This window comes from Variovorax paradoxus B4, from assembly GCF_000463015.1.
GTDB lineage: Bacteria > Pseudomonadota > Gammaproteobacteria > Burkholderiales > Burkholderiaceae_C > Variovorax > Variovorax paradoxus_E.
Genome location: NC_022247.1, coordinates 1,997,539 through 2,012,993 on the forward strand (window position 1 = coordinate 1,997,539; position 15,455 = coordinate 2,012,993).

Here is a 15,455-nt window from a genome sequence, read left to right on the forward strand (position 1 = left end):
GCAGGCATAGCCAGCCTGCAAGACATCGCATGGGAAAAAAAACAGAGAAGACCCCGCGTGGCAGATCCGGGCGAAGTGCGCGATACGCCGCCGCGATCTTCGATCCCTGCCGGTGACCTCGTTTCGGACTACCCGTTGTTGATCGAATGGGCGTGGCAAGCCTGGGTTCGCTGGACCTATGGCCTGAGGACGATTGCGCGAGCAATAGGGGTGTCGCACCGGACCATCCGGCGCGTCGCTTCGGGAAGGGTTTCCAGCGTCCAGGTCTTCGAGGCGATCGAGCACGTGGAGCACTGCACATACGAAGACGCGGCAAGCAGCGTCACCAAATGCCAGACGGTATTTCACCGTGCGCAGATGTTTGAAATCTGTCTTGACAACGAGAGCGACACCAGCCTCTTCTGCAAGATCGACCAAGCCCGCGATCCATGCAAGGACTGGGCACCAGACGTGCAGGCTTTGAAGGGCCATGAAGTCAAGGCTGCCGGCTATATGGCCAGAGGCGTGTTCTCTGCCTGGGGTCTTTACTGCAGCACCACCCGAAAAGGCGGCTGCACGATCTACGCAGTCGAGCGTCCTCTTCCCAGGGCGCGTTCGCTGAATGAGGCGCTTGCCCTGCGCACGGCTGGTTTCGCACTGGCAGCGGGATGGTTTGCGCTCGGCTTCGCGATTTGCTGCGTCGGAATGGGGGTGTTCCTTGCCTCGTCGAACAGCTGCGGTGGTCTGTGGCGCGTGGACCTCGCGCTACTCTGTCTCCTGGTGCTGCCGTTCGCGCTGGCGCTGCTTTGGGTGCCGGTTGTTTCCATCAGCGAGGCCATGGAATTCGCTCTCCAGCCGCTATCGCAAAAGAGCTTGAGAAAATTCAACTCCATGGAGACGCGTTTCACAAGCTACGACCATCGCCGGGCCAGTCACTGGCTCGGCGGTGAGCTCGAGCCCGGGACCGCTCAGCCATGGCCAAAGGCCGAACTCCCGGCCGGCATGTGGATTCACTTCGCGATGCCGATGGGCGCCGTTTTCCTGACGTTGGTCGTTGGCTGGATCCACCTCAGCTGTGCATTCTGAGCATCACAGCTTGTAGAAGCGCTTGATCGCATCCCAGGCGTCTTCGGGAGCGTCGACGTACTCGAAGAGCTTGACGTCGGCCGGCGAGATCACGCCTTCTTCGACCAGGAAGTCGAAGTCGATCAGCTTCTTCCAGTAGGCCGAGCCGAACAGCACGATCGGCACCGGCTTCGACTTGCGGGTCTGCACCAGCGTGATCACCTCGAACAGCTCGTCCAGCGTGCCGAAGCCGCCCGGGAACGCCACCAGCGCCTTGGCACGCATCATGAAGTGCATCTTGCGGATCGCGAAGTAGTGGAACTTGAAGCTCAGCGCCGGCGTGACGTAGGGGTTGGCTTCTTCTTCCATGGGCAGCGCGATGGCCAGGCCGACCGAGAGGCCGCCGCCTTCGTGCGCGCCGCGGTTGGCCGCCTGCATGATGCCGGGGCCGCCGCCGGTGCAGACGAAAAGCTTGTCTTCCGGTTCCTTGTCGCCGCTGTATTGCGCCACCAGCTTGCCGAAGGCGCGTGCCTTCTCGTAGTAGTGCGAACTGCGCGCCAGGCGACGCCAGCGCTCGGCCGCCACGGCATCGCCGCCGGCTTCGGCCTGCGCGACCAGCGCGGCTGCCTCGTCCTCGCTGCGAAAGCGCGCGCTGCCGAACACCACCACGGTGTTCTCGATGCCGTGGGCGCGCTGCTCCAGGTCGGGCTTCATCAGCTCGAGCTGCATGCGGATGCCGCGGGTTTCGCGGCGCAGCAGGAACTCCGGATCGGCAAAGGCGAGGCGCGAAGGATCGGGGTCGAGCGGAAGGCCTTTTTCGGAGTGGGACTTGAGGGTGGCCCAGGCGTCCGCGAGGCGCTTGTCGTGAAGGTCGTGCGTATTGTTCATGGGGAAATCGGACAGGAAGACTCGGTACATTGTGCAGCGTCACGCCCGACCGGCTCAGAAAGCGCCATGCCGGCCCGCGCCGCGAACGAAGCGCTCGGCACCGGCTGCGCCTTCGGCCGCGACGATCGGCACGCCGAGCCGGCCTTCCTGCCGCAGCGCATCGGCCAGCGGCAGGTTCCATTGGGCGTAGGCGGAATGCCGGTCCGCCAGCATGCACTGCTGCGGGAACGACGCGATCTCGCGCGCGAGCGCTTCGGCCTCGAGACGCGCGTGGCCTGGTGGCACCACGCGGTCGACCAGGCCCATCGCGTGCGCTTCCCGGGCGCTCACGGGCCGCCCGGTCAGGATCAGGTCGAGCGCGCGGCCCATGCCGACGATGCGCGGCAGCCGAACCGTGCCGCCGTCGATCAGCGGCACGCCCCAGCGCCGGCAGAACACGCCAAGCACGGCATCTTCCTCGGCCACGCGCAGATCGGCCAGCAGCGCGAGCTCCAGGCCGCCAGCCACCGCGTGGCCGCTGATGGCGGCGATCAGAGGCTTGGCGAGCGCCATGCGTGTCGCGCCCATGGGGCCCGGGCCGCCGCCCTCGAGGTCGAGTTCGTTGCGGCGCGCGGGGTCGCCGACCGCGCCCAGGTCGGCGCCCGCGCAGAAGGTGCCGTGCTCGCCCCACAGCACCGCAACGCGCTGGCTTTCATCGGCTTCGAAGCGCTCGAAGGCGGCGTGCAGCGCCTCGGCCATGGGCCGGTCGACGGCGTTGCGCTGCTTCGGACGGCTCATGACGATGGTGCTGACCGGCCCATCGATCTCGGTGCGGACGCTGGCGGGTGTGTTCATGGGCGCAAGGGTAAGCCCATCAACGGAAAAGGCTCCTTGCGGAGCCTTTTGCGGAGGTGGCAGCCGGCGGGAATCCGACCGCCGGATCGCCTCAGACGCGCTTGCGGTATTCGCCGGTGCGGGTGTCGATTTCGATCTTGTCGCCTTGCGAGACGAACAGCGGCACCGGCACTTCGAAGCCGGTGGCGATCTTGGCGGGCTTGAGCACCTTGCCCGAGGTGTCGCCCTTGACGGCCGGCTCGGTCCAGGTGATTTCGCGCTCGACGCTGGTCGGCAGTTCGACCGAGATGGCCTTGCCGTCGTAGAACACCACTTCGACCGGCATGCCGTCTTCGAGGTAGTTGAGGGCGTCGCCCATGTTCTCGGCCTCGACTTCGTACTGGTTGTACTCGGTGTCCATGCAGACGTACATCGGGTCGGCGAAGTAGGAGTAGGTGCATTCCTTCTTGTCGAGCACGATCTGGTCGATCTTGTCGTCGGCCTTGAAGACCACTTCGGTGTTGAAGTTGGCGATCAGGCTCTTGAGCTTCATGCGCACGGTGGCGGAGTTGCGGCCGCCGCGGCTGTATTCGGTCTTGAGGACGACCATCGGGTCCTTGCCGTGCATGATGACGTTGCCGGCGCGGATTTCTTGAGCGATTTTCATATCAGGTTCTCTGGATGTTGGCCGCTCGGTGCGCAGAGCCATCGGCGACGTTTGCAATGTGGTTTGCAAGGTCTTGCCGGCGTGTCTTGCCGGCATCATTGGCCCCACGGTACATGTCCCGCGGCAGGTTTGGCGGAGAGCATCTCGGATCAGTGTAAATCCGGGCCGAAATCCGCAAAGCCCGCTATTTTAGCTTTTTCCGGCGACCAGATGCCGCAATTGAGTGACCAAGTCCTCTTGCGCGCCCAGCCTTTCACGGGCGGCCAGCACGGTTTCACGCCATGGGCCCTGCGTTTCGAGAGGGGGCAGGGGGCTGCTGTCGAATCCGTTCCAGGCGTGGTGGAACTGCCGCAGGGACGGCGGGGCGCCCAGCCAGTCGAGCCAGGCGCCGAGCTTGACGTGGTGCGCGTCGTCGTCCTGCGGGTAGATCTGCCAGACCAGCGGGGCGCCGGCCCACAGGCCCCGCACGAGCGAATCTTCGCCGCGCACGAAATTCAGGTCGCAGGCCCAGAGAAGGTGGTCGAAGTCCGGCTGCGTGAGATAGGGCAGGTATGAAATTGATAGCGCGCCGAGTCCCGAGAGCCCGTGGTCCGGCTGTTCCCGGCCGGAAAAAAACGCCCTGACCGCGTGCGCGGCGCGACCTGAGGTGACCAGGAGCCGCGTGGGCTGCGAATCTGCCGCCAGCTGCTCGAGCAGGGGCGCCAGCGCCGGGGGCTCATAGCAGAAGAGCGAAACCAGGCGCTCCCCATCGCGCCAGGGGATTTCTTGCGCCGCCAGCCATTGCGCGCGGTCGAAGCGCGCTCGTCGCTGAAGCAGGCCGGGCTCCCGCAGCAGCCCTCCCGTGGCGGGCGTGAAGCCGGGATAGAAAAAGCGCTTCGTCAACCCCGCGCCGGGTCCCTTGAACACCGGCGACGGCAGGCCGTGCAGGCGTTCGACGTACGGCTCGGCCGACAGGTATTCGAGATTGATCCATGCCCGGCCCGGCCCACCCGCGGCCTGGGCCTCGGCGAAGCGCGCGATCAGTTCGGGTGCCGGTTCGCAGCCGAAGGCTTCGATCAGCACATCGGGCGGCGGGGCCGCCACGGCGTGCCGGATGGCGGCGGGCTCGAGCCAGTCGATCACGCTCACGCCCTCGCAGCCCGCGGGCGCCATCCAGTGCAGCGCCGTGGCGTCGTCGATCCACAGTCGTACGCGCTCGCCGAGCGCCGCCAGCTGGCTGGCCAGCCGCCAGCACACGCCGAGGTCGCCATGGTTGTCGATGACCCTGCAGAAAATGTCCCATTGCATGGGCGCCAGTGTGCCCGTCTTCGGCGGCCCGAGGCCGTGGTGCCTGCCTGGCATGCCGGTCGGCCATGCAGAGAATGCGCGCTCGGCAACGACAAGACCGTAGTGCGCAGCCGCGCCGTCCGCGCGCGCCACAATAGCCGCCATGTCAGACGTGCATTCCGATCAATTGCTCAGCGAAGTCGCGGCCCTGCCGCAGCTGCCGGGCGTCTACCGCTATTTCGACGCGGCCGGCGCGGTGCTCTACGTGGGCAAGGCGCGCAATCTCAAGAAGCGGGTCGCCAACTATTTCCAGAAGAGCCATGGCGGCACGCGCATCGGCCACATGATCTCGAAGATCGTGCGCATGGAGACCACGGTGGTTCGCTCCGAGGCCGAGGCGCTGCTGCTCGAGAACAATCTCATCAAGACGCTCAAGCCGCGCTACAACATCCTGTTCCGCGACGACAAGAGCTATCCCTATCTGAAGATCGCGTCGCACGAGTTTCCGCGCCTGGCCTACTACCGCGGCGCGGTCGACAAGAAGCACCGTTATTTCGGGCCCTACCCGAGCGCCTGGGCTGTGAAGGAGTCGATCCAGCTGCTGCAGAAAGTCTTCAAGCTGCGCACCTGCGAGGACACGGTGTATGCCAACCGCACGCGGCCCTGCCTGCTGTACCAGATCAAGCGCTGCACGGGGCCCTGCGTGGGCTACATCTCGCCCGAGGCCTATGCGCAGGACGTGGCCAGCGCCGAAGCCTTTTTGATGGGCGATACCCAGCTCGTGCTGTCGAAGCTCGAGGCGCGCATGACCGAGCATGCCGAGAAGCTCGAGTTCGAGCAGGCGGCCGAGCTGCGCAACCAGATGTCGGCGATCTCGCGCGTGCTGCACCAGCAGTCGATCGAGATCGCATCCGACAAGGACGTGGACATCCTCGCCGTCAAGGTGCAGGGCGGCAAGGCCTGCGTCAACCTGGCGATGGTGCGCGGCGGCCGGCACCTGGGCGATCGCGCCTATTTTCCCGTGCACGTGGAAGACGCCGCGCAGATCCACCATGGCGAGCTCGATGCGGAGGAGGGCGCTGCACCCATTCCGGCCGACTCGGTCGAGGTGCAGGTGCTCGAGGCCTTCATTGCCCAGCACTACATCGACGTGCCCGTGCCCGCCACGCTGGTGCTGAGCCATCTGGTGAGCCGCGAGCTGATCGAGGCCATCTCGCAGCAGGCCGGCGCGCGCGTGACAGCCGTGTTCCAGCCGCGCGAGCAGCGCCGGCACTGGCTCGAAATGGCCGAGACGAACGCCGGCCTGCAATTGGCGCGCCTGCTGGCCGAGGAGGGCTCGCAGCAGGCGCGCACCCGCGCGCTGGCCGATGCACTCGAGCTCGCGCCGGACGACCTCGACAACTTTCGCGTCGAATGCTTCGACATCTCGCACACCGCGGGCGAGGCCACGCAGGCGTCGTGCGTGGTGTTCGAGCACCACACGATGCAGAACCGCGAATATCGCCGCTACAACATCGAGGGCATCACGCCCGGCGACGACTACGCCGCGATGCGCCAGGTGCTGCACCGCCGCTACGGCAAGCTGGCCGAGGCCATGGCGGCCGAGACCGGGGCGCTGCCGCCGGGCGACGCCGAGAGCGATGGCAGCGACGCATCGCCCAAGACCCGGACCGCGCGCATGCCGGAACTGGTGCTGGTCGATGGCGGCAAGGGGCAGGTGTCGATGGCGCGCGAGGTGTTCAGCGAACTGGGCCTGCCGCTGTCGCTGATCGTCGGCGTCGAGAAGGGCGAGGGCCGCAAGGTCGGGCTCGAGGAGCTGGTGTTCGCCGATGGCCGCGAGAAGGTCTACCTGGGCAAGGACTCGGCGGCGCTGATGCTGGTGGCGCAGATCCGCGACGAGGCGCACCGCTTTGCCATCACCGGCATGCGGGCCAAGCGCGCGAAGGTGCGCGTGGGCGGCAGCCAGCTCGAAGACATTCCGGGCATCGGACCCAAGCGCCGGGCGCGCCTGTTGCAGCGTTTTGGCGGAATCCGCGGCGTGGCGGCCGCCAGCGTCGAAGACATTGCATCGGTCGAAGGCATTGCCACGGACCTCGCCGAGGAAATCTACAAGGCCCTGCATTGAAGGCCGGTACCGAGAGATGAGCAAGACGGCGAGGTCATCCCGCCGTGACACAATCAAGCGATGTTCTGGACCTTACCGACCATCATGACCTGGACGCGCATTGTCGCGATCCCTTTGATCGTCGGCGTGTTCTACCTGCCGATGGCCGAGCCGATGCGCAACCTGATCGCCACGGTGATGTTCATCGTCTTCGCCGCCACCGACTGGCTCGACGGCTACCTGGCGCGCAAGCTCAACCAGACCTCGGCCTTCGGCGCCTTCCTCGATCCGGTGGCCGACAAGTTCCTCGTGTGCGCCGCGCTGCTGGTGCTGGTGCACCTGCAGCGCGCCGATGTGTTCGTGGCGCTGATCATCATCGGCCGTGAGATCGCCATCTCGGCGCTGCGCGAATGGATGGCGCGAATCGGCGCCGGCAAGAGCGTGGCGGTCCACATGATCGGCAAGGTCAAGACGACCGTGCAGATGATCGCGATTCCCTTCCTGCTCTATGACGGGCGTCTGTTCAAAGTCATCGACACGGGCCTCTGGGGCCAGTGGCTGATCTGGATCTCGGCGGTGCTCACCGTGTGGTCGATGGTCTATTACCTGCAGAAGGCCATTCCCGAGATCCGGGCCCACAGCAAATGACGATGGCGGCCGCGGCTCGCAACGCGGGCTGGCTGCGGGCCATGCCGGCGGTCTTCGTGCTCATATGGAGCACGGGCTTCATCGTCGCGCGCTACGGCATGCCCTACGCACCGCCGCTCAAGTTCCTGGCCGTGCGTTATGCGCTCTCTCTCGTGTGCTTCGGCATCTGGGTTGCGCTCGCGCGGGTCGCCTGGCCGAAGGAGCGCGCGCAGTGGGGACACCTGGCGGTCACGGGCATCCTGATGCAGGCGGGCTACCTGGGTGGCGTGTGGGCGGCAGTGCATGCGGGCATGGGCGCGGGGCTGGTGGCGCTCCTGGTCGGCATCCAGCCGGTGCTGACCGCCATCTGGCTGTCGTTCAACGGCGGGCGCATTTCGCAGCGCCAATGGGCCGGGCTGGTGCTCGGCTTTGCGGGCCTGGTGCTCGTGGTGTCGCGCAAGTTCGGGCAAGGCACCGAGGTCAGCGCGTTGACGATGGGGCTTGCGGTGATGGCGCTCCTGTCGATCACGGCGGGCACGCTGTACCAGAAGCTCTTCGTTGCGCCCTGCGATGTGCGCAGTGCGAGCGCCGTGCAGATGGCGGCGGCGCTGCTCGTGAGCTTGCCCTTTGCGGCGATGGAGTCGCAGGGCATCGAATGGAACGCGCATTCGACCGGCGCCATGGCCTGGTCGGTGCTGGTGCTGTCGCTCGGTGGCAGCTCGCTGCTCTACATGCTGATCCAGCGTGGCACGGCCACCGCCGTCACGAGCCTGCTCTACCTGGTGCCGCCGTGTACCGCGGTCATGGCCTGGCTGCTGTTCGCCGAGCCGATCACCCTGGTGACCTTGCTGGGCATCGGGCTGACGGCTGTCGGAGTGAGCCTGGTGGTGCGCAGCGGGCGCTGACCCGGCGTTTTTTCTTCCTTCAGCGCGGCGAAGCGGCCTTGCCCGGTTTCCAGGGCTCGCCGCGAAACTGTTCCGCCAGGTGGTCGAGCAGCAGTCGCACGCGGCGCGGCGTCTTGGGGCGCCAGGGCGCAATCCAGTGGATGTCGGCATCGGGCATGGCGAACTGGGGCAGCACGCGCACCAGTTCGCCGGAAGCCAGTTGCGGCGCAATGTCCCAGAGGCTGCGCAGCATGATGCCGTGCCCGGCCAGGCACCAGTCGCGCACCATCTCGCCCGAATTGCTCGTCAACGGCCCCTGGACGCGCACGCGCGCCGTGCTGCCGTCGCGCGCGTGGCGCAGGGTCCACAGGGCGAACTGGCGCTGGTTGACCTCGCCGTTCTCGCGCGCCACCAGGCAGTCGTGCGCACGCAGCGCGTCGACCGTGGCCGGCAGGCCGCGCCGCGCTATGTATGCAGGAGAGGCGGCAAGCACACGCTGGTTGCGCGCGATGCGGCGCGTGACCCAGTCGGCCGCGCGGCGTTGCTGCACGGCCCAGAGCCACAGCGCGCCGTCGTAGCCTTCGGCGCCGAGATCGGGGAGCCGCTCGGTCAGCAGCAACTCGATCTGCAGCCCGGGATGGCGCGCCTGAAAGCTGGCCAGGGCGGGGCCGAGCCAGCGCCGCCCGAAACCGAAAGTTGCCGCCAGCCGGATGGTGCCGACCAGCTCGTTCTGCCGCTCGCCGAGTTCGCTTTCGAGGGCCGAAAAGCCTTCCAGCAGCGTCTTGGCGTGCAGGCAGACGGCTTCGCCCTCGGCGGTCACGCTGAGCCGACGCGTGGTGCGTTCGAACAGGCGCTGGCCGAGCCGTGCCTCGAGTGCGCCAAGCCGCTTGGTCACGACGGAAGGCACCACATCCAGGGTGGTGGATGCGCCGGCGAGGCTTCCCTGGTCGCGGATGGCCAGTACCAGTTCGAGATCGCCGCGGTCCATCGACAATGGATTCATGCCAGATTGGAAAGTATGAATTGGTCGATTGTTGCTTGATGATCGATGGGGCGCAACGCACAATTGCCGCGTGACTGCTTCCTTCTTCGACTTTTCCGAATTCGACATCGAGCGCAATGGCGTGCGCGTGCATGGCCGCATCGGCGGGCGCGGTGCGCCCTTGCTGCTTTTGCACGGCCATCCGCAGACGCACCTGATCTGGCATCGCGTGGCGCCGGCGCTCGCCGAGCACTTCACGGTGGTGGCGGTGGACCTGCGCGGCTATGGCGACTCTGGCCGCCCCGCAGACGATGCCGACCATGTGGCCTACAGCAAGCGCGAAATGGCGCTCGACGCACTCGCCGCCATGCGCCATCACGGCTTCGAGCGCTTCGGCGTGCTGGCCCACGACCGCGGCGCGCGGGTCGCGCATCGGCTGGCTGCCGACCAGGCGGCGGCCGTCGACCGCATGCTGCTGCTGGACATCGCGCCCACGCTCTCGATGTACGAGAACACCACCGAGGCGTTTGCGCGCGCCTACTGGCACTGGTTCTTCCTGATCCAGCCGCCGCCGCTGCCCGAGGCGCTGATCGCTTCCGACCCGGTGCGCTACGTGCGCAGCGTGATGGGTGGGCGCCACGCGGGGCTCGCGCCGTTCGCGCCCGAGGTGCTGGCCGAATACGAGCGCTGTGCGGGCATTCCGGGTACGGCCGAATCCATCTGCGGCGACTACCGCGCTTCCGCCACCATCGATCTCGTGCACGACCGCGCCGACATCGCCGCCGGCCACAGGCTTGCGCAGCCCCTGCGCGTGCTCTGGGGCGAGCACGGCGCGGTGGGCCGCTGCTTCGACGTGCTGGCGCTGTGGCGCCAATGCGCCGTTCAGGTTTCGGGCCACGCATTGCCCTGCGGCCACTATGTTCCGGAGGAAGCCCCGAGCGATCTTCTCGCCGAGGCACTCCAGTTTTTCACTCCCCCTCTCCCGCAAGAAGGAACCAGACCATGACCACCCACAGAATCGCAGTCATCGCCGGCGACGGCATCGGCAAGGAAACCATGCCCGAAGGCCTGCGCGTGGTCGATGCCGCGGCGCGCAAGTTCGGCATCGACCTGAAGTTCGACCACTTCGACTTTTCGAGCTGGGACTACTGCGAGAAGCACGGCAAGATGCTGCCCGACAACTGGAAGGACCAGATCGGCGGGCATGACGCCATCTACTTCGGCGCGGTCGGCTGGCCCGAGAAGATTGCCGACCACGTGTCGCTCTGGGGCTCGCTGCTGCTGTTCCGCCGCGAGTTCGACCAATACATCAACCTGCGCCCCGCGCGGCTGATGCCCGGCATCATCGCCCCCGTGGTGCGGCGCGACGGCACGCCGCGCGAGCCCGGCGAGATCGACATGTACATCGTGCGCGAGAACACCGAAGGCGAATACTCGAGCATCGGCGGGCGCATGTACGAAGGCACGCCGCGCGAGATCGTGGTGCAGGAAACCGTGATGTCGCGCGTGGGTGTGGACCGCGTGCTCAAGTTCGCCTTCGAGCTCGCACAGTCGCGCCCCAAGAAGCACCTGACGAGCGCCACCAAGTCGAACGGCATCTCGATCACCATGCCCTACTGGGACGAGCGCGTGGCCGAAATGGCGAAGAACTACCCGGGGGTGAAGCTCGACAAGTTCCACATCGACATCCTCACGGCCCACTTCGTGCAGCGGCCCGACTTCTTCGACGTGGTCGTGGCCAGCAATTTGTTCGGCGACATCCTGTCCGACCTGGGCCCGGCCTGCACCGGCACCATCGGCATCGCGCCCAGTGCCAATCTCAACCCCGAGCGCACCATGCCGTCGCTGTTCGAGCCGGTGCATGGCTCGGCGCCCGACATCGCGGGCAAGGGCATTGCCAACCCCATCGGACAGATCTGGTGCGGCGCGATGATGCTCGAGTTCCTGGGCCACAAGAAGGCGCACGACGCGATCCTGGCCACCATCGAAAAGGTGCTGGCGCCCCAAAGCGGAGCGCCGCGCACGCCCGACATCGGCGGCAAGGCGAGCACCAGCGATCTCGGCAAGGCCATTGCGCAGGCCCTTTGAAATTCGACTTCACGAAACGCCCCTAAAATCGCGCGCTCCGCTGTTCTGCATGGCCTCGTGTCGTATTGACACCCTGCAGACCAGTGGTTGTAATCCTCGCTGGCAGTGCGCTGCCGAGGCGTCAGTCCTGCCAGGCTTCTCGAGCCGCGTCATTTCGCGGCCAGCTCGCAGCTGACGAAAGCCGACCAACTTTATTTCTTCTACAAGGGGCCCTTGTGAACAAGACCGAACTGATTGAGCACATCGCAAAGAACGCCGATATTTCCAAGGCAGCCGCCACCCGCGCGCTGGAATCCACCATCGGCGCCATTCGTACCACGCTCAAAAAAGGCGGCTCGGTGTCGCTGGTCGGTTTCGGCACTTTCGCAGTCGGTAAAAGGGCCGCTCGCACCGGCCGCAATCCACGCACCGGCGACGCGATTAAAATCAAGGCCGCCAAGATTCCGAAGTTCCGTCCGGGCAAGGCGTTGAAAGACGCGCTGAACTAAGACGTAGACTCGGAGAGTATTCCCGGTGGGGTGCTTAGCTCAGCTGGTAGAGCGGCGCCCTTACAAGGCGTAGGTCGGGGGTTCGAGCCCCTCAGCACCCACCACCACCCGATGCAAAGGCGAACACAGGTTCGCCTTTTTTATTGCCGTCCCGACATCCGTCGCAAAAGAGTGTTCAAGCATGTTTGATTTCTTCCGCAGGTACAACAAGATCGTCATGATTTTCTTGTTCTTGCTGATCATTCCCTCGTTCGTCCTCTTTGGCGTGGATCGCTATCAGGGCTCCGGCGGCGAAGTGAAGGTAGCGCGGGTCGACGGCCAGGCCATCACCCGGCCCGAGTGGGATGCACAGCACCGCCTCGAAACCGACCGCATCCGCCAGCAATCGCCCAACGTCGATCCGACGCTGCTCGAATCCGACGTGATGCGCTATGCCACGCTGGAGCGCATGGTGCGCGATCGCGTGCTGGCCGCTGCGGCAGCCAAGGCCAACGTGACGATCTCCGAAGAGCGGCTGTCACGGATCTTTGCGCAGGACACGGGTCTTGCGGCGTTCCGCACGCCGGACGGCAAGTTCGACCGCGAGAGCTTCCAGCGCGTCACCGGGCGCACTCCGGAGCAGTACGAGGCGTCGATGCGCGCCGAACTGGCCACGCAGCAGATGCTGCTGGGCATCTCGGGCACGGCGTTCACGCCGCCCGCGCTGGCTGCGGCAACCATCAATGCCTTCTACGACCGCCGCGAGATCCAGGTCGCGCGCTTCAGCCCCGAGAGCTTCGCGTCGAAGGTGACGGTCAGCGATGCCGACGTCGAAACCTACTACAAGGACCATGCGGCGCAGTTCCAGGCTCCCGAGCAGGCCAGCATCGAATACCTCGTGCTCGACCTCGAGGCGGCCAAGAAGAACATCTCGGTGAACGAGGCCGATCTCAAGAGCTACTACGAACAGAACACGGCGCGCTTCGGCGCCAAGGAAGAGCGTCGCGCCAGCCACATCCTGATCACCGCGCCGGCGAGCGCATCGGCAGCCGACCGCGCCAAAGCCAAGGCCAAGGCGGAGCAGTTGCTCGCCGAAGTGAAGAAGGCGCCCGCCACCTTCGCCGACGTCGCGCGCAAGAATTCGCAAGATCCCGGATCGGCGGAGAAGGGCGGCGACCTCGACTTCGTGACGCGCGGCGCGATGGTCAAGCCTTTCGAAGACGCGATGTTCGCGCTCAAGAAGGGTGACATCAGCGACGTGGTCGAGACCGAGTTCGGCTATCACATCATTCGCCTCGCCGACATCAAGCCGGCCGTGGTGCCGCCTTTCGAGCAGGTGCGCGCCACCATCGAAAACGAGGTTCGCGCGCAGCAGGCGACGCAGGAATTCGCGAAGGCCGCGGAGACCTTCACCGATGCGGTCTACCAGCAGCCCGACAGCCTCAAGCCGGCGGCAGAAAAACTGAAGCTCACGATCCAGACGGCAAGCAGCGTCGCACGCACCCCGGCCCCGGGTGCCACCGGCGTGCTGGCGAACCGCAATTTCCTGAGCGCGCTGTTCGCGGCCGATTCGCTGGACCGCAAGCAGAACACCGAAGCGATCGAAGTCGGTTCCAACCAGCTCGCGGCAGGCCGCGTGACGCAGTACACGCCCGCGCATCCGATGCCCCTGGCCGAAGTCAAGGACAAGATCCGCGCGCAGCTCGTCACCGAGCGTGCCGCCGTCATGGCCAAGGCAGAGGGCGAAGCCAAGCTCGCCGCCTGGACCGCCAAGGCCGACGGCGCCACCTTCGGCGCGCCGGTCACGGTTTCGCGGCGCGAAGCGCAGGCCCAGCCCATTGCGGTCATCGACGCCGCGCTGCGCGCCGATGCGGCCAAGCTGCCCGCGCTGGTGGGCGTGGATCTGGGCACGCAAGGCTATGCGGTGGTTCGCGTGACCAAGGTCGTTCCGCGCACGCCGTCGACGCCCGAGCAAACGCAGCAGGAGAACGCGCAGGTCGGCCAGTCGGTGACCGCGGCGGAAGAAGTTGCGTACTACAACCTGCTGAAGGAACGCTTCAAGGCCGAGATCATCGTGCCGAAGCCAGCGGATACGCTGCCTGTGGCCCGCTGACCTGGGCCTGATGCGCACCGTGTCGCGTCCGGGTCAGCAGCCAGGACGCGGCCGCGTATTTCGTCGCACGTGGGACAAGCTCAAGGTGCGCTTGTCGCCAGAATCCCGTACATGGGAACCCTCTATCTCGTGCGCCACGGGCAGGCCAGTTTCGGCGCTGCCGACTATGACAACCTGAGCGAGCTCGGGCACAGGCAGTCCGTGCGCCTCGGCGAATACTGGCGGGAGCGCGGCATGCATTTCGATGCCGTGATCACCGGCACCCTGAAGCGCCATCGCCAGACCTGGGAAGGCATTGCCGAGGGGCTCGCGCTGAAGCGCGACGATGTGCTCCCATGGCCCGGGCTCAACGAGTACGACAGCGAAGCGGTCATTGCCACCATTCACGAAGGCAAGCTCGAAAAGCCCGATTCGCCCGAGATGTACCGGCACCACTTCCGCCTCTTGCGCGATGGGCTCGGCGCCTGGATGCAGGGCCGGACCCAGCCTGTCGGCATGCCGAGCTATGTCGACTTCCTGGCGGGCGTGACGACGGCGCTCGACCATGTGCGCGACCGCCACCACGGTGCCAAGGTGCTGGTGGTGTCGAGCGGCGGACCTATCAGCACGGCTGTCGGCCATGTGCTGGGTACGAGCCCCGAAACGACGATCGAACTGAATCTGCGCATCCGGAACACCGCGGTGACGGAGTTTGCCTTCACGCCCAAGCGGCACATGCTCGTCACGTACAACACGCTGCCGCACCTGGACGCCCCGGCCTACGAGAGCTGGGTCACCTACGCCTGAAGCAGCGGTGCCGCAAAGGCGGTGACCTCAGGCCTGCCAGACGCCGTAGCCGCTCTTGCGCAGCGCGATGCCGAGCTCGACCTCCATCGAGCGCGCATCTTCGTAGCTCATCGGGTTGTAGCGTTCGTAGAGGGCAGGCAGCAGCCTGAGGCCGAAGGCCTGCACGAAGCTGTTGGCCTGGATGCCGGCCTTGTGCTTGTCGAAGCGGATGTCGGGGTCGAGCCCGGTCATTCCCACATAGACGAAGGGCTTGCCGAGCTGGTAGTCGGGGTTGGCCCGCCTGAACCGGCCATGGTTCCAGACGCGGTCATCGAGTTCGACCACGTAGACGTGATGCCTGGCCCGTGGTTTGCGCGGCATCGGTGCGCATCGCCAGCCGGGTCAGCCCTTGCGCTTGATCAGGCCGTACAGGATCAGCAGCACGATCGCGCCGAGTACCGACGCAATGAAGCCCGCACCCTGGCCCGCGGTGTACCAGCCGAGTGCCTGGCCGACATAGGTCACGATCAAGGAGCCCGCAACGCCGATCAGCGTGGTCACGATGAAGCCCGCGGAATCGTCGCCCGGCTTGACGGCCCGCGCCACGAGACCCACGATGAACCCGATCAGGATGGTCCAGACGATGCTCATGAAGAAATTCCTTTGGCGGTGAAGTGGAAGGTGGAGGCCACGGGCGAAAAGCGCGAACCGTCGATGCAAACGGCGCTCATGATAGCGGAGCAACAC

Annotated in this window: 16 protein-coding genes and 1 tRNA gene; 10 read left to right on the forward strand and 7 right to left on the reverse strand. The window is 66.1% G+C overall.

Annotated features, from left to right (window positions below):
* Nucleotides 1-57: 57 nt before the first annotated feature.
* Complete coding sequence (locus VAPA_RS09190) at nt 58-1,065, forward strand: hypothetical protein (protein ID WP_021006495.1); 1,008 nt, start codon at nt 58-60, stop codon at nt 1,063-1,065.
* Between the two features lie 3 nt (nt 1,066-1,068).
* Here VAPA_RS09190 and VAPA_RS09195 read toward each other — a convergent pair whose 3' ends face one another.
* The 4 genes from VAPA_RS09195 to earP all read right to left on the reverse strand — a co-directional run bounded on the left by VAPA_RS09195 (nt 1,069) and on the right by earP (nt 4,753).
* A complete protein-coding gene (locus VAPA_RS09195; protein WP_021006496.1) occupies nt 1,069-1,932 on the reverse strand; it encodes an LOG family protein in 864 nt (287 codons plus the stop codon).
* A gap of 54 nt (nt 1,933-1,986) precedes the next feature.
* Nucleotides 1,987-2,766, reverse strand: a complete 780-nt coding sequence (locus VAPA_RS09200) for a crotonase/enoyl-CoA hydratase family protein (protein WP_021006497.1) — start codon at nt 2,764-2,766, stop codon at nt 1,987-1,989.
* 91 nt (nt 2,767-2,857) lie between these two features.
* Complete coding sequence (efp, locus tag VAPA_RS09205) at nt 2,858-3,412, reverse strand: elongation factor P (RefSeq protein ID WP_012746921.1); 555 nt, start codon at nt 3,410-3,412, stop codon at nt 2,858-2,860.
* Nucleotides 3,413-3,601: 189 nt separating this feature from the next.
* Nucleotides 3,602-4,753, reverse strand: a complete 1,152-nt coding sequence (earP, locus tag VAPA_RS09210) for an elongation factor P maturation arginine rhamnosyltransferase EarP (protein ID WP_021006498.1) — start codon at nt 4,751-4,753, stop codon at nt 3,602-3,604.
* An 88-nt stretch (nt 4,754-4,841) separates the two neighbouring features.
* Between earP and uvrC the strand changes: the two genes are divergently transcribed.
* The 3 genes from uvrC to VAPA_RS09225 are packed head-to-tail and all read left to right on the forward strand — an operon-like array spanning nt 4,842 to nt 8,314.
* The gene (uvrC, locus tag VAPA_RS09215; protein ID WP_021006499.1) at nt 4,842-6,803 is read left to right on the forward strand and encodes an excinuclease ABC subunit UvrC; all 1,962 of its coding nucleotides are present in this window, start codon (nt 4,842-4,844) and stop codon (nt 6,801-6,803) included.
* A gap of 60 nt (nt 6,804-6,863) precedes the next feature.
* Nucleotides 6,864-7,430, forward strand: a complete 567-nt coding sequence (gene pgsA, locus VAPA_RS09220; RefSeq protein WP_021006500.1) for a CDP-diacylglycerol--glycerol-3-phosphate 3-phosphatidyltransferase — start codon at nt 6,864-6,866, stop codon at nt 7,428-7,430.
* Nucleotides 7,427-8,314 carry a DMT family transporter gene (locus VAPA_RS09225; protein ID WP_021006501.1) on the forward strand — a complete coding sequence of 296 codons (888 nt, stop codon included), beginning with the start codon at nt 7,427-7,429 and terminating at the stop codon, nt 8,312-8,314. The genes pgsA and VAPA_RS09225 overlap by 4 nt, the downstream gene beginning before the upstream one ends.
* A gap of 19 nt (nt 8,315-8,333) precedes the next feature.
* Here the strand turns inward: VAPA_RS09225 and VAPA_RS09230 are convergent, their stop codons facing one another.
* Nucleotides 8,334-9,296: a LysR substrate-binding domain-containing protein gene (locus VAPA_RS09230; RefSeq protein WP_080666794.1), complete on the reverse strand. Its 963-nt coding sequence runs from the start codon at nt 9,294-9,296 to the stop codon at nt 8,334-8,336.
* Nucleotides 9,297-9,366: 70 nt separating this feature from the next.
* Between VAPA_RS09230 and VAPA_RS09235 the strand changes: the two genes are divergently transcribed.
* The 6 genes from VAPA_RS09235 (at nt 9,367) to VAPA_RS09260 (ending at nt 14,729) form a co-directional block, all read left to right on the forward strand.
* Nucleotides 9,367-10,281: an alpha/beta fold hydrolase gene (locus VAPA_RS09235; protein ID WP_021006503.1), complete on the forward strand. Its 915-nt coding sequence runs from the start codon at nt 9,367-9,369 to the stop codon at nt 10,279-10,281.
* On the forward strand, nt 10,278-11,363 hold the full coding sequence (locus VAPA_RS09240) for a tartrate dehydrogenase (RefSeq protein ID WP_021006504.1): 1,086 nt from the start codon (nt 10,278-10,280) through the stop codon (nt 11,361-11,363). The genes VAPA_RS09235 and VAPA_RS09240 overlap by 4 nt, the downstream gene beginning before the upstream one ends.
* Nucleotides 11,364-11,578: 215 nt before the next feature.
* Entirely contained in the window at nt 11,579-11,851 is a 273-nt protein-coding gene (locus VAPA_RS09245; RefSeq protein ID WP_007830705.1) for an HU family DNA-binding protein, read from the forward strand.
* 28 nt (nt 11,852-11,879) lie between these two features.
* A tRNA-Val gene (locus VAPA_RS09250) sits at nt 11,880-11,955 on the forward strand.
* Nucleotides 11,956-12,032: 77 nt separating this feature from the next.
* Nucleotides 12,033-13,943, forward strand: coding sequence for a SurA N-terminal domain-containing protein (locus tag VAPA_RS09255; RefSeq protein WP_021006505.1), 1,911 nt, complete (start codon nt 12,033-12,035; stop codon nt 13,941-13,943).
* 111 nt (nt 13,944-14,054) lie between these two features.
* Nucleotides 14,055-14,729, forward strand: a complete 675-nt coding sequence (locus tag VAPA_RS09260) for a histidine phosphatase family protein (protein ID WP_021006506.1) — start codon at nt 14,055-14,057, stop codon at nt 14,727-14,729.
* Between the two features lie 27 nt (nt 14,730-14,756).
* Here the strand turns inward: VAPA_RS09260 and VAPA_RS09265 are convergent, their stop codons facing one another.
* On the reverse strand, nt 14,757-15,089 hold the full coding sequence (locus VAPA_RS09265) for a hypothetical protein (protein ID WP_021006507.1): 333 nt from the start codon (nt 15,087-15,089) through the stop codon (nt 14,757-14,759).
* Nucleotides 15,090-15,110: 21 nt separating this feature from the next.
* Nucleotides 15,111-15,359, reverse strand: a complete 249-nt coding sequence (locus tag VAPA_RS09270; protein WP_021006508.1) for a GlsB/YeaQ/YmgE family stress response membrane protein — start codon at nt 15,357-15,359, stop codon at nt 15,111-15,113.
* Nucleotides 15,360-15,455: the final 96 nt, after the last annotated feature.

Coding starts and splice junctions, on each gene's coding strand:
- VAPA_RS09225 (WP_021006501.1), top strand. CDS start 7,427: ATGACGATGGCGGCCGCGGCTCGCAACGCGGGCTGGCTGCGGGCCATG.
- pgsA (WP_021006500.1), top strand. CDS start 6,864: ATGTTCTGGACCTTACCGACCATCATGACCTGGACGCGCATTGTCGCG.
- earP (WP_021006498.1), bottom strand. CDS start 4,753: ATGCCAGGCAGGCACCACGGCCTCGGGCCGCCGAAGACGGGCACACTG.
- VAPA_RS09240 (WP_021006504.1), top strand. CDS start 10,278: ATGACCACCCACAGAATCGCAGTCATCGCCGGCGACGGCATCGGCAAG.
- VAPA_RS09230 (WP_080666794.1), bottom strand. CDS start 9,296: ATGAATCCATTGTCGATGGACCGCGGCGATCTCGAACTGGTACTGGCC.
- efp (WP_012746921.1), bottom strand. CDS start 3,412: ATGAAAATCGCTCAAGAAATCCGCGCCGGCAACGTCATCATGCACGGC.
- uvrC (WP_021006499.1), top strand. CDS start 4,842: ATGTCAGACGTGCATTCCGATCAATTGCTCAGCGAAGTCGCGGCCCTG.
- VAPA_RS09270 (WP_021006508.1), bottom strand. CDS start 15,359: ATGAGCATCGTCTGGACCATCCTGATCGGGTTCATCGTGGGTCTCGTG.
- VAPA_RS09265 (WP_021006507.1), bottom strand. CDS start 15,089: ATGCCGCGCAAACCACGGGCCAGGCATCACGTCTACGTGGTCGAACTC.
- VAPA_RS09255 (WP_021006505.1), top strand. CDS start 12,033: ATGTTTGATTTCTTCCGCAGGTACAACAAGATCGTCATGATTTTCTTG.
- VAPA_RS09260 (WP_021006506.1), top strand. CDS start 14,055: ATGGGAACCCTCTATCTCGTGCGCCACGGGCAGGCCAGTTTCGGCGCT.
- VAPA_RS09195 (WP_021006496.1), bottom strand. CDS start 1,932: ATGAACAATACGCACGACCTTCACGACAAGCGCCTCGCGGACGCCTGG.
- VAPA_RS09200 (WP_021006497.1), bottom strand. CDS start 2,766: ATGAACACACCCGCCAGCGTCCGCACCGAGATCGATGGGCCGGTCAGC.